General features: G+C 58.4%; 17 protein-coding genes and 6 pseudogenes. 12 read left to right on the top strand and 11 right to left on the bottom strand.

Annotated features, from left to right (window positions below):
- Positions 1-546: 546 nt before the first annotated feature.
- From PYH37_RS30345 to PYH37_RS30335, 4 pseudogenes are all read right to left on the bottom strand, one after another.
- Positions 547-855, bottom strand: a pseudogene (locus PYH37_RS30345) (transposase); the annotation flags it as partial.
- A 122-nt stretch (positions 856-977) separates the two neighbouring features.
- Positions 978-1,762: pseudogene (locus tag PYH37_RS30340) on the bottom strand (IS110 family transposase); the annotation flags it as partial.
- 197 nt (positions 1,763-1,959) lie between these two features.
- Positions 1,960-2,113, bottom strand: a pseudogene (locus tag PYH37_RS32610) (IS6 family transposase); the annotation flags it as partial.
- A gap of 559 nt (positions 2,114-2,672) precedes the next feature.
- Positions 2,673-2,909 (bottom strand): annotated as a pseudogene (locus tag PYH37_RS30335) (IS30 family transposase); the annotation flags it as partial.
- A gap of 178 nt (positions 2,910-3,087) precedes the next feature.
- Between PYH37_RS30335 and PYH37_RS30330 the strand changes: the two are divergent.
- Positions 3,088-3,455: pseudogene (locus PYH37_RS30330) on the top strand (DDE-type integrase/transposase/recombinase); the annotation flags it as partial.
- A gap of 194 nt (positions 3,456-3,649) precedes the next feature.
- Here the strand turns inward: PYH37_RS30330 and PYH37_RS30325 are convergent.
- From PYH37_RS30325 to PYH37_RS30300, 6 genes are all read right to left on the bottom strand, one after another.
- Positions 3,650-4,639: an NADPH:quinone oxidoreductase family protein gene (locus PYH37_RS30325; RefSeq protein ID WP_280736290.1), complete on the bottom strand. Its 990-nt coding sequence runs from the start codon at positions 4,637-4,639 to the stop codon at positions 3,650-3,652.
- A gap of 143 nt (positions 4,640-4,782) precedes the next feature.
- Positions 4,783-5,571 (bottom strand): enoyl-CoA hydratase-related protein, encoded by a 789-nt coding sequence (locus PYH37_RS30320; RefSeq protein ID WP_280736291.1) that lies wholly within the window; start codon positions 5,569-5,571, stop codon positions 4,783-4,785.
- 118 nt (positions 5,572-5,689) lie between these two features.
- Positions 5,690-7,024, bottom strand: a complete 1,335-nt coding sequence (locus PYH37_RS30315; protein ID WP_280736292.1) for a CaiB/BaiF CoA transferase family protein — start codon at positions 7,022-7,024, stop codon at positions 5,690-5,692.
- 396 nt (positions 7,025-7,420) lie between these two features.
- Entirely contained in the window at positions 7,421-8,635 is a 1,215-nt protein-coding gene (locus PYH37_RS30310) for a M20 aminoacylase family protein (RefSeq protein ID WP_280736293.1), read from the bottom strand.
- 98 nt (positions 8,636-8,733) lie between these two features.
- Positions 8,734-10,017, bottom strand: a complete 1,284-nt coding sequence (locus PYH37_RS30305) for an aminotransferase family protein (RefSeq protein ID WP_280736238.1) — start codon at positions 10,015-10,017, stop codon at positions 8,734-8,736.
- 154 nt (positions 10,018-10,171) lie between these two features.
- Positions 10,172-11,542, bottom strand: a complete 1,371-nt coding sequence (locus PYH37_RS30300; protein WP_280736294.1) for an MmgE/PrpD family protein — start codon at positions 11,540-11,542, stop codon at positions 10,172-10,174.
- A gap of 576 nt (positions 11,543-12,118) precedes the next feature.
- Between PYH37_RS30300 and PYH37_RS30295 the strand changes: the two are divergent.
- The 9 genes and pseudogenes from PYH37_RS30295 to PYH37_RS30255 all read left to right on the top strand — a co-directional run.
- A pseudogene (locus PYH37_RS30295) lies at positions 12,119-12,313 on the top strand (glutamate dehydrogenase); the annotation flags it as partial.
- Positions 12,314-13,004: 691 nt separating this feature from the next.
- Positions 13,005-14,408 carry an aspartate aminotransferase family protein gene (locus PYH37_RS30290; RefSeq protein WP_280736295.1) on the top strand — a complete coding sequence of 468 codons (1,404 nt, stop codon included), beginning with the start codon at positions 13,005-13,007 and terminating at the stop codon, positions 14,406-14,408.
- A 146-nt stretch (positions 14,409-14,554) separates the two neighbouring features.
- Positions 14,555-15,964 (top strand): aldehyde dehydrogenase family protein, encoded by a 1,410-nt coding sequence (locus tag PYH37_RS30285; protein WP_280736296.1) that lies wholly within the window; start codon positions 14,555-14,557, stop codon positions 15,962-15,964.
- Between the two features lie 82 nt (positions 15,965-16,046).
- Entirely contained in the window at positions 16,047-16,745 is a 699-nt protein-coding gene (locus PYH37_RS30280; protein ID WP_280736297.1) for a CoA transferase subunit A, read from the top strand.
- Positions 16,746-16,758: 13 nt separating this feature from the next.
- Positions 16,759-17,388 (top strand): 3-oxoacid CoA-transferase subunit B, encoded by a 630-nt coding sequence (locus PYH37_RS30275; protein WP_280736298.1) that lies wholly within the window; start codon positions 16,759-16,761, stop codon positions 17,386-17,388.
- 62 nt (positions 17,389-17,450) lie between these two features.
- The gene (locus tag PYH37_RS30270) at positions 17,451-18,632 is read left to right on the top strand and encodes an acetyl-CoA C-acetyltransferase (protein ID WP_280736299.1); all 1,182 of its coding nucleotides are present in this window, start codon (positions 17,451-17,453) and stop codon (positions 18,630-18,632) included.
- A 15-nt stretch (positions 18,633-18,647) separates the two neighbouring features.
- Positions 18,648-19,154: a UPF0262 family protein gene (locus PYH37_RS30265; RefSeq protein ID WP_280736300.1), complete on the top strand. Its 507-nt coding sequence runs from the start codon at positions 18,648-18,650 to the stop codon at positions 19,152-19,154.
- 146 nt (positions 19,155-19,300) lie between these two features.
- Positions 19,301-20,713 (top strand): Glu/Leu/Phe/Val family dehydrogenase, encoded by a 1,413-nt coding sequence (locus PYH37_RS30260; RefSeq protein WP_425336181.1) that lies wholly within the window; start codon positions 19,301-19,303, stop codon positions 20,711-20,713.
- 307 nt (positions 20,714-21,020) lie between these two features.
- A complete protein-coding gene (locus PYH37_RS30255) occupies positions 21,021-21,716 on the top strand; it encodes a response regulator transcription factor (protein ID WP_280736301.1) in 696 nt (231 codons plus the stop codon).
- 936 nt (positions 21,717-22,652) lie between these two features.
- Here PYH37_RS30255 and PYH37_RS30250 read toward each other — a convergent pair.
- A complete protein-coding gene (locus tag PYH37_RS30250; protein WP_280736302.1) occupies positions 22,653-23,468 on the bottom strand; it encodes an EAL domain-containing protein in 816 nt (271 codons plus the stop codon).
- An 878-nt stretch (positions 23,469-24,346) separates the two neighbouring features.
- Between PYH37_RS30250 and PYH37_RS30245 the strand changes: the two genes are divergently transcribed.
- Both PYH37_RS30245 and PYH37_RS30240 read left to right on the top strand, forming a co-directional pair.
- On the top strand, positions 24,347-24,535 hold the full coding sequence (locus PYH37_RS30245; RefSeq protein WP_280736303.1) for a hypothetical protein: 189 nt from the start codon (positions 24,347-24,349) through the stop codon (positions 24,533-24,535).
- 109 nt (positions 24,536-24,644) lie between these two features.
- Positions 24,645-24,797: a hypothetical protein gene (locus PYH37_RS30240; RefSeq protein WP_280736304.1), complete on the top strand. Its 153-nt coding sequence runs from the start codon at positions 24,645-24,647 to the stop codon at positions 24,795-24,797.
- Positions 24,798-25,098: the final 301 nt, after the last annotated feature.

Below are 25,098 nucleotides of genomic sequence, written 5' to 3'. Positions count from 1 at the left end.
GAGACAATATGTTGCCAATTCTTGGGGCGAGGTTCGTTAATCGCACTCCAGTCGCAAAAGTCTTGAATGAATAAAGATTAGAGAGCTCGCATAATGCACCGTGAGTTGCCAGGCAGACGTATCTTGCGCAGGTTGTAGGTATGCGCCAAACAGATGATACAAGCCAAATGACGGCGCGAGCATTATTTGATAACTGGTAACGGCACTGTGTCGGAACATCTTTCAGACCGAAATAGATTCGGCAAGCGTCGAAAGGACAACTGCCATGGGGCATAATCGAATTCAACGACAGTCTTACATTGACGGACGTGCATCCCATCCCCGGGAAGCAGGCTGGATGTTTGGTGCGTCGCCAGTTGAAGACAAGCGCATCCAGTTCGAAAACAACACGTTCCTCGATTTCCTACAAATCCGGTGGTCGGTGTCACATATGCGCGAACTGGGGCGACCGTTAATGTCTGGCGCGGGCGTGTTAGCCCCTCGCGACTCGATCGCGAGGATAGGAGCGCTGAGATCGATGCTTTGACCTTCAAGGACAAGAACGGGAAGAAAGGCATAGGCAATCATCGTCATCATCGCGTGTCGGTGTAGGCCCTGCCATGATCGGCCTTCAAAGTGATCGAGGCCGAGTTCCTCCTTCATCTGCTGATGGGCCTGCTCGCAGACCCACCGCGCTTTGATGGCACCCGCGAGCGCTTTCAAGGTCGCCTCGGCCGGCAGATTGGACAGATAATATTTGCGTTCATCGTTCGAGCGCCACTCGCCTAGGAGCCACGCCTCTTCGCCCGGCATGTGCTGCTGTCCCTTGTCGAGGGTGCGTTGCGGGTTGCCATCAGCAATCCGAATGCGGCAGGCTCAGGAGGACGAGACCATTCTTAGCAGCGGCTTTTGAAGCCATGTCGCGGATCGGTTCGTCCCGCTGGATCCGCCAGGGCTGATCGCTCCTGGAAGATGACGTGTCTTGGGCTAGGGTTTCGAATTTGGCTAGCCGCGGTCGTTGTTGCCACTACGCTGTCCTTTGGCGCGGCCAGGAGCGTATCGCGCTCGTTCTCCACCGCTGTAATTTGCTCAAACAACAGTTCGAGCCGATCAAGTTCACGGCTTATTTGAGTTTTGAGGTGGGGCGGCAAAGGACGGCCGTCCCCCGTGTGGAGCTGGTCCAGTTGCTTGCGCCGGTTCTTGCGCAGCGGTTCGTATCCACTGATGCCGTGACCGAAGAGCAGGCCTTTGATGCGATTGACATGTTTGATGCGCTCGGAGATCAGAACCTTGCGCTCGCGGCAAATACGACGGCGATCTTCTTCCTCGGGGCGTGGTGCATTGACCATAGTACACACCCGTGGCTCTCCGCGCTTGAAAGCCAACAGCGCTCGGACCAGCGCCTCACCATCCAATCTGTCCGTCTTCGCTCCCCGGCGCCTGCGCGAGGTTGCTATCGAGGCTGGGTCGACGACGTAACTTTCTATCCCGTTCGCCTTCAGCACACGATCGATCCAGAAGCCGTCGAGTCCGGCTTCCTGAATGCTCAGGGAACCTGATTGCCCGTACGAGATCGCACCTTCTCCTGGAGCTGAGCAAAACGATCCAGCAATGCCCTCACATCGCCGCCAACCACCGCGTGCTTCGACATCTTCTCGCCGTTTCCCGGCGGCAACGAGATGATCAGCCACGTTGAGCGAGAGAGTTCCAATGATACGAAAATTGCGGCAAGATCGGTGCGGATAGCGGTCCGCGTATGCGGTTGGGAAGTTCCAGCTTCCATGACGGCGTCTCCTATGAGGTGAGTGTTATTGCAGCCTCACTTTGCCAGAAGCGCCGGCCGCTGTTCACTCCCCATGGGATCTTGGTGAAACGAATGTCCGCCTTATCCCTGTCCGGCTTTTGCGATATGCGCAGTCCTTCATCATGCGGTGGAGCGACGGCGCAGGCTCCGGAAGCAAGCCGCCGGCAACGCCTGGAGCGGCGGACCGTGTCATAGGAGACGAGAATGCCGCGCTCGAGCAACATCTCCTCCAGAGGCGAAGGCTCAGAGGAAATCGGGAGTACAAACAGACGCGTGGGCGATGGTCTCAGGCGGAAAGCGATGGCGTTTGTACCTGACGGGCTTGCTCATGCCCGAGTTAACGTGACAGTCCCTTCAGCAGGCCATGTACGCATTCCTTATGGCGTGAATGGCCGCCAGGGCCTCGATCGTACGACCCCAGTTATGATCTGGCCAGTGCGACAGTTTCACCGCAACAAAGTCAGTCTCGGGGTCGATATAGATGATCTGGCCCATTAGGCCGGAGCACACATAGGCGCGCCGCTCCCGATCCTCGATCCAGAACTGTTGTGGTAAGCGCCTTTCGGCAAGTAAGGTCTGGCGCGCCCGAATATCCCGAATAGATCGTTGTTGGCCGTTCGCGTCTTCTAACCCATTCCCGTGAAGCGATCTGCTTCCCGTTTAGCTTTCCCCCGCGCAGCAGCAGCGCGAAGCGGGCATAATCACGAAGGGTCGCATTGAAGCCGCCATGGTCAACGGAGATATAGGCGTCCTCCTCCGCCCCCATAGGCGCCCACAACTCGGTGCTGAAGAGCTCGGCGACAGCATGGCGTAGTAGCGTTCCTCGGCTTCAGCCGGCGGGCAAGCGGTCGTCGCAACACGGATTTGTTTACATGCATCAGCCACTCGCAAGGGCTTCGGCTGGCGTTCTCCAGCCGAGCGTCTTTCGCGGCTTGGCGTTGACGGCGGCGCCCTCGACGGCGCTGTGTACGCTCAGATTGGTGCCTTTCGGCAAGTACTGACGCAGCAGTCCATGGGTGTTCTCGTTGGTGCCGCGCTGCCACGGGCTTTGCCGATCGCAGAAGTAGACCTGGACGCCAACATCGACCTTCAATCGTGCATGCTGAGCCATCTCGGCTCCCTGATCTCAGGTGAGCGATCGGCGGCTCTTCGGGCAAGGTGATGATGGTGCGCGTGATCGCGTTGCGCGCGGCCTCAGCACCATGGCCGACGCGCGCAGGCCGTTCTTCGCAGCGGCGCGTCCCCGTGACCCATGAGGCGCGGAAGATGCAACAGCATCGTGAAGCGCGTTGTGCGCTCGATGACGCACCGTGACGCCGGCGGCTAAGCGCTTGCTGAAGCGCCCGTTGAAGAACCAGGGGTGCCCACCCCGGCGGTTGATCCGGATAAGCTCGGCTCCGCCGCTCGACGCCAAGTCATGCCAGCTATCGAACGCCGCTCGCACGAGGGCCTCAACAATCGCGTGGAGAATTCGCATCTGCCGCTGCGCCGACGAGAGCGGGTGATGCAGGGCTTACGGCCGCCGGGAGGCCTGCAGCGGTTGGTCAGTGTCTTCTCGGCTGACCGCAATGTCTTTGTCCCGCACCACTCCCGCCGCTCTGCTCTTGCCACCTATCTCCCCCGCCTCAAGGCCCTGTCGGCATGGAAGTCTGCAGCCAGCGTTGCTGCATGAGCCCGTCAGGTGACCGAGTTTGCCCCAGCGCGCCCGATGGCCCGATGCCCGGTAACGCGACAACGCCAACGCACCATGGAGAAAACTGCGCCACGCGAGCATCCGAATCCAACATTGTGCGCTGATCGACAACTGAAAGGCGTGTGTCTGTTCACGAAACGGCCTGTAGTCACCAATCAGGGTCGCACCGCTGCTCACGGTCTAATCACCACGACCACTTTGCCCATGGCCTTGCGGGCGGCGAGATGGCCGATGGCGTCGGCGCCGCGGGCAAGGGAAAAGCGCTCGGAGATGTGCGGCTTGATCTTGCCGGCGGCATACAGATCCAAAAGCTCTTTCAGGTCTTGCTCGTGCGCGGCCGGATCACGATTGTTGTCGATGACCCCGAGGATGTCGCATCCCTTAAGCAGCGGCAGGTTCAGAGGGATGCGTGGAATTCCGGCGGCGAAGCCGACCACTAGGTAGCGCCCCGCCCGGGCAATCGAGCGCACCGCCGCCTCGGCGTAGTCCCCCCCTACAGGGTCGCATACCACGTTCACGCCATTTGGGGCGGCGGCCTTGAAGAGCGCGGAGAGCTCCTTCTGCGCATCGCGGTCGAGAGGGCCACGTGGATAAACAAGGCCCGACTCGGCGCCCCGAGCCAGTGCCAGGTCCACTTTCTCCTGAGATGACGCAGCCGCAATTACCCGCGCGCCCATGGCCCGACCGAGCTCCACTGCCGCCAGACCGACGCCACCAGCCGCGCCGAGCACGAGCAGGCTTTCGCCTGACCTCAAGCGGCCGCGGTGCTTCAGGGCGAAGTGGGAGACCCCGTAGGTGTAGATAAAAGCCGCGGCCTCGTCAAAAGGCATCGTGACTGGAATGCGGACCAGGTTTGCCGCCTCGATGGCCATCTCCTCGGCCATGCCGCCGAAGTTGGACGTGCCCAATACCCGGTCACCCGGCTTAACATTAACAACACCCTCGCCAACTTCCTTTACCACGCCCGAGATCTCTCCGCCCGGCGAGAAGGGGCGCGGCGGCTTAAACTGGTATTTGTCCTCAATGACTAGCACGTCGGGGTAGTTGACGCCCACGGCCTTCACTTCGACCACCGCAAGCCCGGGCGCGGCCTTTGGGTTGGGCACGTCCTCCAAGACTAGGGCCTGGGGCCCTCCGACCGCTTTGCTTAGCAACGCCTTCATGAACTATCCTCGTTTGTCTTCACCCGAATTCCCGTTACGGCAACCGGTGTTTTGCAATGTCATCAAATGAATTTCGGCCGAAGTCTTCGACCTGGGGGGCAGCCTGCTTGGGTTTTCATCCTCGAACCGAATAATTCTCGAACTTAGATGCCCCGAAAGTTGGCCTTTCTCTTCTCTAGGAAGGCTCTTGGACCTTCCTTGGCATCCTCGCTGGCAGAAACCACTACACTTGCGGCATCTTCGATCTTAATACCTTCGTCGATGGTGGTCTCCAGCCCTTTCGTCACGGCCTTCAATATTCCTCTGATTGCAACGGGTGCCCCTTGGGCAAGCCTGGCAGCAAGTGCCTTAGCCTCAGCCAGAACTTGGCTGGCTGGAACCACCTTATTGACTAAGCCGAAGCTAAACGCTTCTGCTGAACTCAATGGGTCCCCGGTCAACATCATTTCTAAAGCTTTGGTTTTACCGATCAATCTGGGCAGGCGCTGGGTACCGCCCCAGCCGGGCATAATTCCCAATTTGACCTCTGGGAGGGCAACTTTGGCTGTGTCCGCCAAAATTCTAAAATGGCATGCTAGGGATATCTCGGTGCCCCCACCATAAGCGCTACCCTGGATGGCTGCGATCACCGGTTTCGGGTAGTTTTCAATTTTTGAGAAGACGTCGTTGCCTTCAATTTTAGGATTGATTTGGTTAGGTTTGTCTCCGGCTTGAACAGAGTCAAATTCGGTTATGTCTGCTCCGGCAGAAAATAGCTTCTCTCCGGTACCAGTAAGCACAATAGCCCTGATTTCAGGATCTTCTAGAGACTCATCCAGCAAAGTGTTCAAATCAAATAGGACCTTTTGACCCAGCGCATTAGCTGGCGGATGGTTGATGGCAGCCACGACGTAACCATTTTCTGTTTCAACGGCCAATTTTGTGTAAACCATATTGCGTATTCCCTCTTAAGCTGCGGCGCCCATTACTCCGATCTTTTCTAGACGTTTAGATCTCGCCGCTAAACGATTTTTAAAGTAAGATAACGACCGCCGAGTCATAGGACTCTCTTTATTTGGACGTATTCCACTTTTCCTGTAGCCTTCCGATTTCTTCCGCATTCAGGCCATATTGCATAAGAACCTCGACATTGTGTTCGCCAAGGTCGGGAGCTTTCCTCATCTGTAAAGGCGTCTTGGACAAAACATGCCAGGGCCCCCGTGCCCTTATCGTCGCGACTCCGCGCGCCTGCATACTCGTCGGTGCAGGAATATCTGTGATAGCACCTCTGGCCAGGAGGTGTTCATCTGTCACGAGATCGGCGACCGCCTTAACCTTGCTGTTGGGAACACCAAATTTATCCAGCTTCTCCAGTGCGACATTGATGTCCTCAAAGCTCGCCACCCAGTCCTCGATGATGGTATTGAGAAAAGGAGCGTTCTTCAGTCTTGACAACAAGGACTCTGATCTCGGGTCGGTGATCAGGTCCTCGCGGTCCATAGCCTGGCAAAGCAATCCCCAGAGTTTTTCATTATTGACGGCGATTTCACAATATTGGTTTCCCTTCCCCCTATATGTGCCGGTGCCTGGATAGGAGCTAAATCGACCGACTCTTGTCGCATTAATACTGATCCCCAAAGCAGTTGCTTCTGCAACTTCTTCAAAAACATCATTCATACTGAACGCGGTGCCAACAAGTGAGACGTCGATATGCTGGCCTTCACGTGTCCTTTCGCGGTGGTAAAGCGCGGCGCATATCGATCCAAACGCGTTAATGCCAGTGGAGTGGTCGAGAATTGAAATACGAACCCTGGTAGGGGGTCCATCAGGCTCACCGGTCATATCCGTCAAGCCGGTGTATGCTTGCGCAATCTGGTCATAGCCCGGCTTTAAGGCTTTGGGGCCCGTTTGCCCGTACGCAGAAATAGAGCAATAGACAACATTGGGGTTAACAGTAGCCACTGATTCATAGTCCAGCCCGAATCTCCGCATAACTCCGGGCCTGAATGCTTGAAGGACGACATCAGCATCGGTAACCATCTTTTTGACAATCGCGAGTCCGTCCGGGTCGGTCAGTGAAATAGTTACAGATTTTTTCCCGCGATTGAGCCACGGGTACCACGAGTAGTTTTCAAGTACGTTTGAGGCCCACCCTCTTGTGTCATCACCGGAAACCGGCCTCTCAATCTTGATTACCTCTGCACCGTAGTCAGCGAGCAGAGCGCTTGCGCCCGGACCGGCTACGTTATTTGTGAAATCCAATACTTTCAGCCCTTCAAAAATTCTTCGGCTCATGCTGATCATCATTCCTTCGATTGAGCGAGCGCTATCGCCTAGCTGCTGCGCACTCAACTTGAGTACTTCGCGCCTGCCGATGACTGAGTAAAGCTCCCAGTCTGTAAGCAAGTATCTTCATGATACGTCTGCCTTACAACTGGCGGTGCGTTATGAGAGCTCTCTAATCTTTATCCATTCAGGAGTTTTGCGACTGCCAGCCATACCGCTCCACGCCACTTCGTTGACGGTCACGCCACACCGCGGGCTCTCCGAAATAATTTGCGCCCTCACTTCGTCCACGCAGTGCCGGTGACTCTTACGATCGGCCTCCGCGATGTGAAAGCTCCAATGCATTGCGATGGGGAAACTTCCTTTAGCTTCTCCACGAAAAGCCGATCAAAGATCAAACGGAAGAAGGCAATGCGCGCGCCAGAACACCGATCACAGCTACGAGGCAGGTCGCGTCTGTGCGCCGCCGCTTCGGCTATCGACGCATCCATTTCGTGCCGGATCGGCAGGGCATCTTCATGAACCCGGAGAAGCTGCCGCCTCTCTGCTGGGAAGAAGATTGCTGTTTGGGTGGGGGGCAATTTTATTTTCTGTCATCAGGCTGATCCACAGCGCGATACCATAGGGCAGTGCATCATCGTTAAAGTCATACATGGGGTGGTGCAATGGGGCTGTCATACCGTTGCCCATGAAGATGAAGGCGCCGGGTCTCGCTTGCAGCATGTAGGAGAAATCTTCTGCCGCCATGATCGGTGGGGCGTCCCGTTGAACGCCGGGAATTCCCACGACACGTGTTGCTGCATCCCCCAGGGTGCGAGCCTGGGTGGCGTGATTTATGGTCGGCGGGTAGCCGCGGCGGTAGTCGAGCTCGGCGCTTGCGCCAAATGCTTCGGCTATCGATGTAACCAACGCGCCTACTCGGGCCTCGACGTTATCACGGTTTACGTCGGACAACGTTCGGACGGAGCCTCTCAGCGTAACCTCTGAAGGAATAACATTGTAGGCGTCCCCTGCATGAATGGAGGTCACCGAGAGGACCGCGGGATCAAGTGGATTCACGTTCCGCGACACGATCGTCTGTAGTGCGCTAACAATATGATTCGCCACCGGAATCGGATCAATGGCTTCGTGGGGACGCGCGGCATGGCCGCCACAGCCGGCGATTTTTAGGTCGAATCGATCGGAAGCAGCAAGCAATACACCGTCGGACAAGGCGAAGGTCCCAACCTCCATTCCAGGCATATTGTGAAGAGCATATACCTCTTCGATACCAAATCGGTCGAACAGACCATCGTCCGACATGATCTTCGCGCCAGCACCGCCCTCCTCTGCTGGCTGAAAGATGGCGACCAGGGTTCCAGAGAATGCTCGGCTTTCAGCGAGGTGTTTTACCGCTCCCAAGAGAATCGCCATATGCCCGTCGTGACCGCAAGCGTGCATCTTGCCGGCTACGCTCGAGGCATATGGAAGTCCGGTCGCCTCAAGGATGGGCAACGCATCCATATCCGCCCGAATACCGATAGTCCGGCTCGCCGGCGCGTTCCCGCCCCGGACTACCGCAACCACTCCGGTTTTGCCGATGCCGGTTATTACCTCGTCGCATCCAAAGCTGCGTAAGAGGTCGGTGACACGAGCAGCGGTGTGGACCACGTCAAAGAGAAGCTCCGGATGACGGTGGAACTGCTGCCGCCATGCCGTCGCTTCCTCTATGAGGTCTTTGCCCAGCGTCATACCGCCAATCCCGTAGTGCGTCTCAAGAGCAGGTCTCGCGCTTGTGTTGGATCCGGCCTGTTCCGGTTCACTCAAATCAGAAGAGATTCGAACACGACTCATCGAATCTCACCTTCAAAGATACGGAATGTCTCTGTGAGCAGGTCCGTGAACAGCTCAATTTCTTGTTCGGTGATGATGAGCGGAGGAGCTGCCATGAACCATTCACCGAACTTCCCCCCCGCGGCGCGCCGCCCGTAGATGTGCAGGCCCAGATCGCGGGCGATCGCTGAAACGCGATAGGACGCTTGGCTAGAGGCAGGAAAGACTTCCTTGCTGGCTTTGTCCCTGACAATCTCTACCGCATTCAGCAATCCCATGCCCCGCACGTCTCCAATGGTCTCGGTGCGATCCTTCAGCGCGTTTAGCCGTTGCCGTAGGAGGACTCCCATCCGCTCCGCATTCTTCATCAAATCTTGATTCACCAACTCCGTGAGGACCGCGACTCCAATCGCTGATGAAAGGGGATTGCCGGAGTATGTGTGTCCGTGCAGGAAGCCGCCGGATTCAACAACCTTGTCGACGATCCAGTTAGGTGCGATCATCGCGCCAAGTGGCGTGTAACCTGCGCTCAGTCCCTTGGCGCAGGCAACGAGGTCCGGAAGCGCATCGGGCCAGTGATGGGCAGCCAAGAAGGTGCCCGTTCGGCCTGCGCCGCACATCACCTCATCGAAGATCAATAGAACACCGTAGCGATTGCAGATCTCCCGGACCTTTTTATAGTAATGATCCGGAGCCACCAGGGCACCGGTTGCGACGCCACCGACCGGCTCCATGATGAAGGCCAAGACAGTGTCCTCACCTTCCGCAAGAATTAGTCGCTCAAGTTCGTTGGCGCAGTAGTCAGCATAGGAGTCGACGTCGAAACCCTCAGGGAGGCGGTAGCTCAACGGCGCAGGGACCTTTGGCATTATCCGCATTATCGGCCCAAACATCTCGTCGCGGTCAGGATCCCCCGTAACCGCTGCCGCGCCCATCGTGGAACCATGATAGCCTGGCATTCGCGCAAGAATTTTCGACCGCTTTGGTTGGCCCGAAACGACCGCGTATTGGCGCGCGAGCTTGAGAGTAGCCTCGATGGCCTCGGAGCCGCCCGAAACCAGAAAAGTCTGATCGAAGCCTGGCCCCGCGAGATCCGCTATCATCTTGCAAAGCTTTTCGGTCGACTCGCTGGTGAAAGCTGTGCGGACCACATAGCTGAAGCGGCTGGCCTGCTCCAGCATTGCATCACGCACACGCTCGTTCCCGTGGCCGATATTCGCGGCAACCGCGCCCGAAGAACCGTCGAGATAGCGCTTGCCTTCCGTATCCCAGAAGAAAATACCTTTGGCGTGGGTAATCATCGGCGTTTTGCTAACGCCGCGACCGGCGTAGAAGGCGCCTCCCGAAGATTCCTTCTGAGCGGGCTTGGGCTGGGTGCTTTGAATTGACATTTTTACCTGATCCTAATGTGTTGGACTAGTTTTCGAAGTGGGGGTACGTCGCTCATGCAGGCCATCACGCCACGACGCAGAATTGCAGTGCTTTGCGCACGGAGAGAGCCTCCAACTGAAGGAGGTCTCCCATCAGACGCTTTGCGTTGGCTTCGCCTATGTGCGGTGTTGCCAGAGAAAGAAACTTGGCTTCGATCTCCGCTTGACCGAACGCAGGCCCACCAGGGGCGCCGGTCGGAATCTCTGCCTCAGCGGAATGGGTGGCGCCATTCTTGAGAGCGACGGTGACGCGAGCCGGCAAGAGCTTCTTCGCGTAAAACTTTTCGTCGGCGGAGGCGTCGCTAGAGAGGCTAATCTTCGCTGCAGTTTTCTTTAATTCCTCATCTGCAAGGTCTTCCTCCCGGAGCCCACTGGAGGAGGACTTGTCATGCAGCTCCAGGGCGAGCGCATAGGGGATGTGAAACGCGGCCTCGATCGTGGACTCCGGCCATGGCCCGTTGAAGTCGCGGACAAACTCAGAAACGGTTTCGACTCGAATGGAAACGATGTCATCGCGGGTGAAGGTTTGGCGCGCCAATATCGAACGAAGCGCGTCGATCGAGGTGTGTATCCACCGACACACGCCAAAGGCTCTAAACCCGGTCTCGAGGGTGAAATAGCGCTCACCCCATCGGTCAAGCATCCCATCGGGGTCAAAGCGGTCAGAACCGGCCATCACCCAAAATCCGTCATCGCCGTCAAAGATGGTACGGTTGCCGTGAAAGCCAGTGCGCACGAGATCTACCGCCATGATCGCGCCTTTGTTCGCCCAACCATAATTGTTCTTTAAAAGGCTCATGGGCCTCGAGTGGAACTTGCGCAGGAACGGCAACGGAGCATGCATCGGAACAAGGCCATAGGCATCGGCCATTTGCTCAGCATTGAATCGATGCAAAAGGCCCGCCGCGGTGCAGGCGCCATAAATTTGCCAAGTCCCGAGACCCTTGACTTCGCGGTCGCGCTTTTCACTGGGCCTGATGGCGGCACCCAGGCGCAGTGACATTTCGTAGCCGCCAACGATCGCCGCAAGCAGGTCCTTGCCCGAGGCATCAATCTCTTCGGCGACTGCAAGAGCGGCCGGAATCACCGAAGAACCCGGGTGACCAAAAAGCACATAGGAGTCGTCAAGAGTGAGCATGCTGGCGCTATTGGCGTTAGCGTGGGCGGCATTACCGGGATGGAACCGCAACGATGTGCCGAATACCGTGCAACAACCGCCGGAATCCGTAGTGGTCAGGTGCGGCATCAACTGCACGGCGCCGCGCGTTCGGCTCCCCGCGATCATGCAGCCAACGAGGTCCAGGACAAGAAGCTTTGCTTTGTCACAAACATGCTCCGGAAGTGCATCATAGGTCAGATCAGTGACCTTGGTGGCGACGTCTTGAGTTAAAGTCATGTTTATGAGCCGCTATGATTGGACCGCTTGTACAAAGCAGGTGCGACGATCGTGTCCTCACCTGCAGCTACTTTAATGTAAGCCAATCAGTTAGTTTGGCCCTTGTGGGATGGTTATGCACCCGGGGATTTTGTTATTCGACGGTCCTGATAGTGCACGATAAAAGGAGTGTGACGTCGATGACATGCGAAGGGGGGTGCCAAAGCGCGCCATGATACGCGAGTAGGCGCTCGCGCGTCGTCGAGGGCGTCATGCGGAATTGGCGCTGCTTAGTCGTTACCTTCTACGATTTGATGGGCCGCCTCCCGAGCGTTGATGGCGAGGCGTTCTATGCTAAGGATTTGCCCGCCAGCGCGGGTGAATTCAAACCTGGATTCTCTGAGCAACTCGGCTCTCCTAAGCCCTCTCGAGTGAGCATAAAATTTTAACTCAAAGGAATAACACTCGTTACTCGCCGCAGCGTCTGTTTCAAATATTGTTGCCCCGACAACAAAGTTCGAGCGATCAGCTCTATTGAGACTAGTTAGATGAGGCGACCCAGTAAGGCGCTCTCGTCAACATGTGTGTTGACCGCCCATCCGCGACGAGTTCCTGGAGGGCGGCGGGGAGATCGACCTCGTTCGCTCCGGCCTCGAAGACGTCATGCGCAGCACCTGGGCACGCATTGGCCATCTGCTGGAGAAGCAACCGGAACTCGGCGACTACAGAACCGCAGCTTATGTCGCCTCTATCCGGCAGATCGCAGACGCTTATGAGGCCATCGGCATTTAGCCGGCCTTCCGAAGGCGCGTCGCGAACATTAAGCTCCGCGACGCTGTTAACTTGCTTCTGCGCGTCCGGGTTCGGTTATAGTGCCAAGACGTTTCGACGCGGATTCCTCGTCGAAAGCTTACGAACGGCGTGGGTCCTGCAGATTACTGCGCTTTCTGCCCGGGAGATCGTATCGGCGGTTTCGAGGTCGCGCGACAGGAAGGCGGTCGAGATGATCAGACACCAGCTTAAGCCATCCTCAATTGCAAGCACAAGCAACACGCATAACGAATAGACCACCGTGCAAAACACGAGCGCGTTGTGAATTATCCGTTTCGTTGCGATTGTCTTTGAGGAGTTTACTGCCAACCAGTGACCGTTCGAGAAATGCTTTTTCGAGGTGACGCTCGCTAGTGTCTTGGTGCCAACTAGTCCGGTGAAAGATTATGGATAAACAAAAACATATCGGCGTGTCCTCAAGAGCTAATCAAGTCAAGGCTTCAGAGCCCCCGCCCGTACGAAGTTGGTCCCGAACGTTCCTGGTTGAAGCTAAGGCGGTCTTCGCAGCAGCATGTGGTTCGAAATTCAGTTCCTCAGGCAAAGAACCGTCTCGTCTGAGCCACTTTCAGTACTGCTGCAAAGTCTTTGGCTAACCTGCGTCCAACTCAGAAGCTAGAAACCAGCGGAAAATCCGGCACTGGAAGGAATGGTAATGACCATCAACATAAAAGACATCAGTGAAAAGGACCGCAACACGGTCCTGCACCCTTTCACGCAGCTGAAGGACTTCGCCACCGGCAAGCTTGGTGAGCCGACGATCGTCGACACGGGCAAGGGTATCCGCATCCAGGATGCGCACGGCAACCAGCTGATCGACGGCTTTGCCGGCCTCTACTGCGTCAATGTCGGCTATGGCCGCACCGAGGTTGCCGAGGCGATCTCCCGCCAGGCCTATCGTCTCGCCTATTACCACTCCTATGCGGCGCACACGACGGACGAGCTTGCGATTCTGTCGGACCGACTGGTGAAGATGGCGCCCGGCAAAATGAGCAAGGTGTTCTACGGCATGTCCGGTTCGGACGCCAACGAGACCCAGGCCAAGCTCGTCTGGTACTACAACAACCTGCGTGGCAAGCCGACGAAGAAGAAGATCATCTCGCGAGAGCGCGGCTACCACGGCTGCAGCGTCGTCTCCGGCTCGATGACCGGCATGAGCTTCTACCACGGTCATATGGATCTGCCGCTGCCGCAGGTCGTCCATGCCGGCGTTCCGCACCACTACTGGGGTGCGAACCCTGGCGAGACGGAGCGGGAATTCTCCGCCCGCCGCGCCGCTGAGCTCGACGAGATGATCGAAACGCTCGGCCCCGGCAACGTTGGCGCTTTCATCGCCGAGCCTGTGCTCGGCACCGGCGGCATCACGCCGCCGCCGGAAGGTTACTGGGAAGCGATCCAGGCGGTGCTGAAAAAGCACGACGTGCTGCTGATTGCTGATGAAGTGATCACCGGCTTCGGCCGTACCGGCTCCATGTTCGGCTCGCAGCACTACGGCATCGAGCCCGACCTGATCACCGTCGCCAAGGGCCTGACCTCGGCCTACTTCCCGCTCTCCGCCGCGATCGTCGGCGAGAAGGTCTACAAGGTTCTGGAAGAGGGTGCCGATCGTGTCGGCGCCTTCTCGCACGGCTACACCTATTCCGGCCATCCGATCGGCGCGGCCGCGGCCAATGCGGTGCTCGACATCGTCGAGAAGGAGAACCTGCCGGGCAATGCCCGCGAGGTTGGCGCCTATTTCCAGGCACAGCTTAAGGAGAAGTTTGCCCAGCTGCCGATCGTTGGTGAAGTGCGCGGTGTCGGCCTGATGGGCGCCATCGAGTTCGTCGGTGACCGCGAGAACAAGAAGCGCTTCGATCCGTCGCTCAAGGTCGGTGCCCGCATTTCCAAGGCTGCCCGTGACCGCGGCCTGATTGCCCGCGCCATGCCGCATGGTGACATCCTCGGCTTTGCCCCACCACTTGTCACCACCAAGGACGAAGTCGACGAGATCGTCTCGATTGCCGAGAAGGCCGTTCGCTCGGTCATCGATGAGCTGGTTCGCGACCGCCAGAAGCTCTGATCGATACTTAAGGCCTGGGGGCCGGCCGCCATGGCTTGTCATGAAACCACTGAATGAAGTCGGAACGGGGCAGGGGGACCACTTTTGCCTTGCGGATAATCGCGACCTCTCGACGGGAGGTCCATCAGGAATAGGGAACTGGCCACATGACTGCCGCCAAACTCCACATCAAGACCAACCTGGCGCCGATCTCTGTTCATAACCCCTATGATGGGTCGCTGCTTGGATCGGTCGAGTCGACCGATCCTGCGGAGATCGATCAACTGCTGGCAACCGCTCGCCGCGGCGCCGAAATCTCGCGCAATCTGCCCAGGCACAAACGGGCGAGCGTCCTGGAAGGTGCCGCGCGGATTGTCGAAGGCCGTCGCGACGCTTTTGCCGAGACCATTGTTCGCGAAGCCGGTAAGACGATCGTCCAGGCGCGCAAAGAGGTGTTTCGCTGCATCAACACGCTGAAGCTGTCGGCCGAGGAAGCAAAGCGCAATGCCGGCGAGATCGTGCCCTTCGATGCCTATACCGGCTCGGAACAGCGCCAGGGCTGGTTCACCCGCGAACCGCTCGGCATCATCACCGCGATTACCCCCTACAACGACCCGCTGAACCTGGTGGCTCACAAGCTCGGCCCTGCCGTCGCCGGCGGCAATGCGGTGTTGCTAAAGCCCTCCAACCTGACACCGTTCTCTGCGATCAAGCTCGTCGAAGCGCTGCGTGAAGCCGGGTTGCCTCAGGAGGTCCTTACGGTCGTTCACGGCGACCGAGAACTGGTGACTGCCATGATCTCTGCCCGCGAGGTGCGGATGGTGTCGTTCACCGGCGGTTTTGCCACGGGCGAAGCAATCAGCCGCGCGGCCGGCCTGAAGAAGCTCGCCATGGAGCTCGGCGGCAATGCGCCCGTAATCGTCATGAATGATTGCGACTTCGAGAAGGCGGTCGAGGGTTGCGTCTCCGGTGCCTTCTGGGCGGCGGGCCAAAACTGCATCGGTGCGCAGCGCATCCTGATCCAGGCCGAGCTTTACGACCGCTTCCGTGATGCCTTTGTCGGGGCAACACAGAAGCTCAAGGCCAGTGATCCCCTGCGGGAGGACACCGACGTCGGGCCAATGATCTCTGCCCAAGTCGCGGAACGCACCGAAGCCGCGGTCAACGAAGCCATCAAAGCCGGCGCGAGGCTGCTTTGCGGTAACTGTCGCGAGGGGTCTCTGTATCACCCGACCGTTCTCGAAGGTACGCCTCTGAGCTGCCGGCTGTGGCATGAGGAAGTGTTTGCACCCGTGGTCATGCTGGCGCATTTCGATACGCTTGACGAAGCGATCGAGATGGCCAACGCTCCGGACTACAGCCTGCATGCCGGCATCTTCACCAGCGATCTCAATGTCGCGCTAGACGCAGCCAGCCGGATCGAGGCCGGCGGGGTGATGATCAACGACTCCTCTGACTATCGCTTCGACGCCATGCCGTTCGGCGGCTTCAAATACGGCAGCATGGGGCGCGAAGGCGTCCGCTTCGCCTACGAGGACATGACTCAGCCGAAGGTCGTCTGCATCAATCGCGGGTGACACCCATATTGGGGTGACCTGATCCGCCGGACAACATGCAGGGGCGAGTGCCGGACGCCTCTGGCAGAACTCGAGGGAGACTATGAATAAGATTTACGAAAGCCCGCAGGCAGCCCTTGATGGCTTGCTGTTCGACGGAATGTTTATCGCGGCTGGTGGATTTGGCCTCTGCGGTATCCCGGAACTGCTGATCGCTGCGATCCGTGACGCCGGAACTAAGGACCTGACGATCGCGTCGAACAATTGCGGGGTGGACGATTTCGGTCTCGGCGTGCTGCTGAAGACCAGGCAGATCAGGAAGATGATCTCGTCCTATGTCGGCGAGAACGCCGAGTTCATGCGGCAGTATCTGAGCGGTGAACTGGAACTCGAGTTCAACCCGCAAGGTACGCTCGCCGAGCGCATGCGGGCAGGCGGTGCAGGCATCGCCGGGTTCTTTACCAAGACCGGAGTCAGCACCGTCGTCGCCGAGGGCAAGGAGCACAAGGTCTTCAACGGCGAGACCTATGTGCTCGAGACCGGCATTGTCGCCGACCTCTCGATCGTCAAGGCTTGGAAGGCGGATACGACGGGCAATCTGGTCTTCCGCAAGACGGCCCGCAACTTCAACCCTCCAGCCGCCACCTGCGGCAAGATCTGCGTCGCCGAAGCCGAGCAGATCGTGCCTGTCGGCAGCCTTGATCCGGACCAAATCCACCTGGCCGGGATCTACGTGCACCGCCTGATCCAGGGCGAGCACGAAAAACGCATCGAACAGCGCACAACGCGCGCAGCGGTTTGAAGGTAGGGAAGAGATGGCCTGGGACAGGAACCAGATGGCAGCACGGGCTGCACGCGAACTTGAAGACGGCACCTACGTCAATCTCGGCATCGGCATCCCGACGCTGGTCGCTAATTATATCCCGGACGGCGTCCATGTGACGCTGCAGTCGGAGAACGGGTTGCTCGGCATCGGTCCGTTCCCGACCGAGGACGCGATCGATGCCGACCTGATCAATGCCGGCAAGCAGACGGTAACGGCGCTGCCGCATTCGGCCTTCTTCGACTCGGCGCAAAGCTTTGCGATGATCCGCGGCGGCAAGATCGCCATGGCGATCCTCGGCGCCATGGAAGTCGCCGAGAACGGCGATCTCGCCAACTGGATGATTCCCGGCAAGCTGGTCAAGGGCATGGGTGGCGCCATGGACCTGGTGGCCGGGGTCAAGCGGGTGGTCGTCGTCATGGATCACACCAACAAGCTGGGCGAGTCGAAAGTGCTGAAGACTTGCACGCTTCCACTCACCGGCGAAGGCGTTGTTGACCGGATCATCACCAATCTTGGCGTTCTCGACGTCGTCGATGGCGGCCTGAAGCTGGTGGAACTCGCCGATGGCGTGACGGATAGCGAACTGCGCGCCGCGACGGACGCGACGATAATCAACTGATCCCGGAGCCTGCCGGGCAGAGCCCAACGTCGATTGGATCATCAACCAGCGGAGGAGCCGTCATGAGCACCCCATCCATCGTTATCGCCAGCGCCGCACGTACCGCGGTCGGTTCGTTCAATGGTGCGTTTGCCAATACGCCGGCGCATGAGCTCGGTGCTGCCGTCATCAAGGGCGTGCTCGAGCGCGCGGGCGTCGAAGCTGGTGAAGTCGACGAGGTCATCCTCGGCCAGGTTCTGCCCGCCGGCGAGGGCCAGAACCCGGCGCGCCAGGCAGCGATGAAGGCTGGCATCCCGCAGGAAGCCACCGCCTGGGGTATCAACCAGCTCTGCGGCTCCGGTCTTCGTGCCGTCGCGCTCGGACTGCAGCAGATCGTCACAGGCGATGCCAGGATCATTGTCGCCGGCGGTCAGGAGTCGATGTCGATGGCGCCGCACTGCGCGCATCTACGCAACGGCATCAAGATGGGCGACATGAAGATGATCGACACCATGATCAAGGACGGTCTGACCGACGCCTTCCATGGCTACCACATGGGCATCACCGCCGAGAACATCGCTCGCCAGTACCAGCTGACCCGCGAGGAGCAGGATCAGTTTGCGCTTGCCTCGCAGAACAAGGCGGAGGCGGCCCAGAAAGACGGCCGCTTTGCTGATGAGATCGTTCCCTTCACCGTCAAGTCCCGCAAGGGTGATGTCGTGGTCGACCAGGACGAATATATCCGTCACGGCGCCAGCCTCGACAGCATGACGAAGCTCCGCCCGGCCTTCGACAAGGAGGGTACGGTAACTGCAGGAAACGCATCCGGCATCAATGACGGCGCGGCCGCAACACTTTTGATGAGCGAAGGAGAAGCAGTCCGCCGCGGCATCGCGCCGCTCGCCCGCATCGTCTCCTGGGCAACCGCCGGTGTCGACCCACATATCATGGGCACGGGCCCGATCCCGGCCTCACGCAAGGCGCTCGAAAAGGCCGGCTGGTCGTTCGGCGATCTCGACCTCGTCGAAGCCAACGAAGCCTTCGCAGCGCAGGCCTGCGCCGTCAACAAGGACCTCGGCTGGAACCCCGAGATCGTCAACGTCAACGGTGGCGCGATCGCCATCGGCCACCCGATCGGCGCTTCCGGCGCCCGCGTGCTCAACACGCTGCTGTTCGAGATGAAGCGCCGGGGAGCGAAGAAGGGTCTTGCCACGCTCTGCATCGGCGGCGGGATGGGCATCGCGATGTGCGTAGACGCGGTGTGAGGGAGGGGGAGTGTGATGACTGGCGCCGAGTATCGTCTCTGCGATGTTGCACTCGACTGCTCCTTCAGGACACGAGATGCTCGCGTCGAACGTGAACAGGCGCTCGCGATCATCGACCTTCTGGAATCCAACACCTTCACGCCGCACGGCCATGACGGCGGCCCCTATCGTCTCAAAATCAAGACCGCGGACGGGCGATTGGCACTGCATATAGCGGACGACAACGGGGGGCATGTCGTCAGCCACTATCTGTCGCTCACGCCGTTCCGCCGACTGTTCAAGGATTACACCCGCGTCTGCGAAAGCTATTACGACGCCATGTGCCGGCCAGGGCCAGAGCGGCTGCAGGCGATCGACATGGGCCGCCGTGGCATCCACAACGAAGCGGCCGAGCTATTGAGAGAGCGTCTTTCAACCAAAGTCAGCATCGACAAGGACACAGCGCGTCGCCTGTTCACGCTGATCTACGCGCTGCTCGCGCGCAATGCCGATCATCGGATTCGTCAAGTTGACCAGCTATGAGACCCCGGCCATGCCACGGTCGGTGGTCGGCGCCTCATCGATAGCCTTAGGAGGAAGCAAGAAGTGCATGCAAGATCACAGTCGCCGTTGCAGATCGGCAAACGCTACTCTCGAAGCGGCGCTTCTCAAGCCGTGAGAGGTGCGTGATGCAGGTCGGTTCCGCAGGCTTTCTGGAGAGCGTCGACCAGAACTTCCGCCATGCCATGTCCTTCCTGGATCTGCCGGAAGGACTGGCAGAACGGATCATCCAGTGCAACTCGACCTACACGGTCCGCTTCGGAGTGCGCCTGCGCGGCCGCATGTACAGCTTCATCGGCTGGCGCTCGGTTCATAGTGAACACTGCGAACCGGTCAAAGGTGGCATTCGTTATGCCTCCAAGGCCGACGCCGAGGAGGTCGAGGCGCTCGCTGCATTGATGACGCTGAAGTGCTCGCTCGTGGACGTTCCCTTCGGCGGCTCCAAGGGGGCGCTGAAGATCGATCCGCGCGAGTGGACGCCGCAGGAACTCGAGCGCATCACCCGCCGCTTTACCCAGGAACTCAACAAGCGCGGCCTGATCGGTCCGGGCGTCAACGTTCCGGCTCCGGATATCGGCACGGGCGAGCGCGAAATGGCCTGGATGATGGACGAGTTCCGCCGCGCCAATCCGACCGATGTCGTCAACGCGCGCGCTTGCGTCACCGGTAAACCCTTGTCGAAGGGCGGCATTGCCGGGCGGACGGAGGCCACCGGCAGGGGCGTGCAGTTCGCCATCCAGAGCTATCTTCGCGATTCTCGTACGCAAGGTCTAGACGGCCGCCGCGATCTCAAAGGCGCATCGGTCATCGTTCAGGGCTTCGGCAATGTCGGCTATCACGCTGCCAAATTCTTGTCCGAAGAGGATGGCGCACGCGTCACCATTGTTGCTGAACGTGATGGTTATGTCGCCAATCCCGAAGGCCTTCCCATCGAGGCGCTCAAGCAGCATCAGATTCGCACCGGCAGCGTTCTCGGATTTGAAGGCGCTAAGTCCTTTGCCGGTGACATGACCGGCATTGAACAGCGCTGCGAAGTTCTCATTCCGGCGGCCATGGAAAATGCCATTCATGCCGACAACGCTGAACGCATCAAGGCACACCTGGTCGTCGAGGCGGCTAATGGTCCTGTGACCTTCGAGGCGGACAAGATCCTGCGCTCCCGTGCCGTCACCATCCTTCCCGACCTCTATGTCAATGCCGGCGGTGTCGTCGTCAGCTACTTCGAGTGGGTCAAGAACCTGACGCACATTCCGTTCGGGCTGATGGAGCGGCGGCGGCGCGAACGGCGCAACCAGACGATTGCGGCTGTCCTCGAACGAATGACCGGCAAGGAGTTCCCGGCTGACATCCGCGACGAGTTCCTGGAGGGCGGCGCGGAGATCGACCTCGTTCGCTCCGGCCTCGAAGACGTCATGCGCAGCACCTGGGCACGCATTGGCCATCTGCTGGAGAAGCAACCGGAACTCGGCGACTACAGAACCGCAGCTTATGTCGCCTCTATCCGGCAGATCGCAGACGCTTATGAGGCCATCGGCATATGACAGCTTTTCGCTTGGTGCAGTATGGCGAAAGCGGCGTGCGGCGCTACCGGCTATTCTTACTCTGCCGCATGTCTCCACTCCCGGCGACCGGTGCCCAGGTGGCGAGGCACATCGGGAGATATCGCACTATTTGTTCAATGGGATCCAACTCTGCGGCAATCACAGGTGAGGCCAGAAATTAGATGTCTGTAGATAAATCGGCTTCAGCACTACCGCGGCCTCAAGAGTCATACCAGTCGCAGGTTGCCCCAAATGTGAAAGAGGCATCGTCCGGGGGTGGCTACTACAGATCGAGGTGACTTGGCTCATGGATGTACTTGTTATTGAAGACGACCCGCTGGAGGCCGAAACTATTCGCCTAAAATGGCCGGTCTCCTCCGATCGCCTTCGGCTTCTGTCGACCTACAAGCAGGCTGCGCACATCGTACACAGCCGTGAGATCGATTACTTTGACGGGATAGTTGTCGACGTAAATCTGCCAGATGGTAACGGGATCGAAATTTTGCGAGCAATTCGGTGCAACACGAATGTTCCGCTTATTCTGATTTCCGAGGCGGGAACCGGTGACAGTCGTGCCGATGCAATTGATCTCGGAGCAGACGATTACATCATGAAGCCGTTGCACATTCGGGAATTGCACGCGCGAATGAGGAGGCTGGTGGCGCACAGGTCCGAACGGCCGGCACAGCAACGAAAGGACTTGGTGTCTTTGGGCCACGTAATCTGCGACCTTCAAAGAAGAGTGTTGGTATGCAGTGGGAGTGAAATGCTGGTAACGGATGCGGAAGCACGCATCATTGAAGCGCTCTACAAAAACAGAAACCGAAATTGCTCGAAGTCTTTCCTATACAAGAACGTCTTCTTTCGCGAATTCGATGCCTATGACAAGACCCTCGATGTTTATGTCAGCCGGTTGCGAAAGAAGCTAAAGCACCTCAGCGAGGAAAGTGGGGCCTGCATTCAAACTGTCCGTGGTTTTGGATACCGCTACAGCGAATTGTGACCGTTGCCCGTTCCGTCGGGAGAAATTTCGAATTGGAGCACTGGGGGCGCCCGCAATTCTGATGGCGACAGGAAAACTGCTCGCCCGAGAACGGCAGCCTTTCTGACAGGGACCTGCTCACAATGAAAAGGCGAGACCGTGCCGACGGCCCCGCCTCTCGATTGGTCTGGTTGGCTCGCGACGCGGTCAGACTGATCGGCCTTCCGGAGTTTTACCAAGTCAACAGAGCATTGGATTTTACTCCTAAAGGCAGTTTCATCAACCAGTCGCGGGAGTAAGTGCAATGAAAAAGCCCATTGGAACGACGGCACGAACAGGCGAAATTTGCCCAGAGAGTGGAAATTGGGAGGTCGTCGGCTCGCCGAGAACCACGGCTCCTATCGCAAAGGGAAACCGTATGCCTCCCTACAGCGGTAAGGCTGTGACCTGGAAACTCATCAGATATGCCTGATGAGTGAACAAGGCCCCTGCGACGAAGCCGCAGGGGCCAGCCGTATGCCGAGTCGGTCGAGGCGAGCGGACAATCCAGATCCAACTCAAGATACTCCCCCAGGTTCGAGTCTCCTCGGCGATTCGTATGTTCCAGAGAATAGTAGGGAGCAGACGAGAATCCCCCCGTTCGCTCCTGATTACTCAGCCGCCATTTTAGCGGAGTCAAATGTGGTCACGTCCTGTGCTTCAAGGCCGCATCACGCATCAATAGGAACCGCGGGGCTGTCGATCCAAATCGGAGCAATCCAGTTCGCATCGGTTCTAACTAGAATTTATTCAAGTTGCATTCCACTAACGTCAGCGGAGGAGGTGCTGATGAGTTTGATCGTCCGGGCTGCACAACGACTTCGTTCGTCCAGGCTGCCGGAGTTCGGAAGCTCTCATCGTTCGTACAACTAAATAGCAGCCTCCGTCGTAAGTGCTGGGCCGTTAGGAAGAGGATTGTCAAGCCGAACGCTTGGTGAAGCCGGGCACCTGCAACCCACCTGCGGCTGCGCTACCTGGAGCGCCGGGATGTGCCAATCCCCGAAAGACCGGACACAACGTAGGCTCAGACAGCAGATAACCCTGGACGTGGGTGGCACCAGCCGCTTTTGCCAAGGTAAGCTGTTCGTAAGTCTCGATCCCTTCGACGACAATGGTCGGTGCCGCGCACGAGGCCAACCCTACCATATGGTGCAACACGCGGTCAGCGCCCAGACGCCTGTTCAGCTGTACAAAAAAAGCGTCGATCTTGACGATGTCCACGGCCATCGAAAAAATAGCTTCCGGGGTCGAAAACCCAGTCCCGAAATCATCAATAGCAACCCTATAACCTAACTTCCGAATATCTCGAATAAACTCCGCAGCGCCGAAACTCGGGGCGCTCTCAGTAATCTCCAAGACCAGTCGCGGTGCAAACGATCGATTTCGATGAAGGTGATCATAGAGCATCGCACGGTTTTCTGTGTTGGAGAAGTTCAAGGATGAAACGTTGCATCCGAGCGACCCGGATGCACTCTTCGACAACCATTCGAAGGCTAAGCTCAAGATGCAGCGGTCCAATTCAGGCGCATAGCCCGATGCTTCTAGCGCGGGCAAAAATTCGCCGGCGGTGATCACATCACCGTCAAGATTTAGGAGTCTCGCCAGACATTCAGAATATATCACCTCGTGGTGGTTATTGATGCAATTCACTTGCTGTACCGAGAAGCCGATCCGGCCCAGTCGCATTGCTCGGCGGGCAGTGCGAACGATATTGTCCGCTTCGTCTAAGTTCATCTTCCCCCCTCGGATTCGCTGAGCGTTCCTGCACATTAATTCGCGAGCATCCAGCTTGGGCCACTGCCGTGGTTTGAAAACGGGCCCGTCTTGCGGCATCGAACTGCTCGTCCAACCCGACCAGCCTTCCTTAGCCTTACCGCTGTATGCCGTGACACTAACGAGCGGCGCTTTTAGCCGCGCGTCAGCCCAATAAAGAACTCTACGGCTGATAAAAAGTTAAAAAAGTAAAAACGCACCATATAACTCAATCGCGGGCCGGCGAGGGTGTGATCTGGGGCGTCAGGATGCGAGCAGCCAAGGTACTCAGTTGATGAGGGGGGAAGTTGTAGCAGTGGCGCCGCGCTTCCAGCCGCGCGTGGGTCGCCTCGCGCTTGAGAAGCAACGCAAGCCATTCGACACGGGAGGTCGCCAGAAGGCAGGGGATCAGCCTGCCCTGCGAAGGCAAACGTCAACACATTGGCGCGTGCCAAAACGCCACACCGGCAGTACCTTCAATTAGAAGTGGCTGGTTCCAATCCTCGATCTTACCAGCCGGGCAATCTGACCTGGGATTTCCCGGAGATGTTCAACAGCCTATCAACGGGTCAGTCGGCGCAATCGAGGATGTGGCCCGCGGCATTCGGCGATCTGCTCAACCCGCGAACGTCTCAGGTTTCCGACAAACTTGCGTGGTCTCCGATCCCGCAGGCTTCCCTGTTGGGTGGGGCCATGGGTGTGAACGACGCTTCCCGCGCCAAACATGTAGCCAAGCTACATGTTGCGTGGCTTCCATCACCCGACATCGTTCGCCGCACGGGTCTGTCTGGCGGGCCCCGGCCCGCATTTCTGCGGTCAAGATCCGGAGGGTGATCAAGCAGGCTCCGAACTGATCTGCGGTGCTTACCAGCCTGCAGGCCGACGTCGCCGAATATCCGCCGATCAAGGAAGCCGAGCAGATCCACATCATGATTTATGATGAGGTGAATGCGGCGGTGGCGAAGATCAAGACGCCGGAACAGGGAGCCAGCGATCATCAGCGCAAGGTCGAGTCCTTCATGCCGCGCCGCGGCTATCTCAAAAGTTGAAGTCGCGCTCCCGGGAGGGGCAGGCGTTCCTCCCCGTCTGCCCCTTCTCTTACAATGGCAAATTCGCCGGTAGTTTACCTGATGACGATCTCTCCAACAGTTCCACGGGGTGGCGGTTCGCCGCCGCCGTCGCGTCCGCACGGTGGTCTGGTCTACGCGACCAGCTGCGGCGATCATGCTGCTCGTTCTCAGCGTACCGCTCGTCTACTCGTCCTACTACAGCCTTACCGGCTGGTCTCTGGTCATTTCCATCGGCTCTTAGGTGGCCTTTCGGGCTAACGAAGCGGCAAAGCGTCCGTTGGGTGATACCGAGTTCGTGCAAAGATCGGCTCCTTCGTCTCAGGTTGCCCCATCGCCGCTCGGGCAAGTCGCAGCGTGCGGCGACATTTCGAGGGCGTTGCCACGTCGCCCGCGAGCTCGTGCGGTGCCAGCCCGGCTTTCGTGTGATCTCTGCGCGCTTGATCCTGTTGCCGCTGGAATGCACGGCCGCCATCAGGCCGAGCCATGCCATCAGCTGTTACGGAGACGCTCGCCATAGGTGCGGATCGTCTCAAGTGCGTGGT

It is taken from the genome of Sinorhizobium numidicum (genome assembly GCF_029892045.1).
Taxonomy (GTDB): domain Bacteria; phylum Pseudomonadota; class Alphaproteobacteria; order Rhizobiales; family Rhizobiaceae; genus Sinorhizobium; species Sinorhizobium numidicum.
This window is presented reverse-complemented; position numbering and strand designations above follow the sequence as displayed.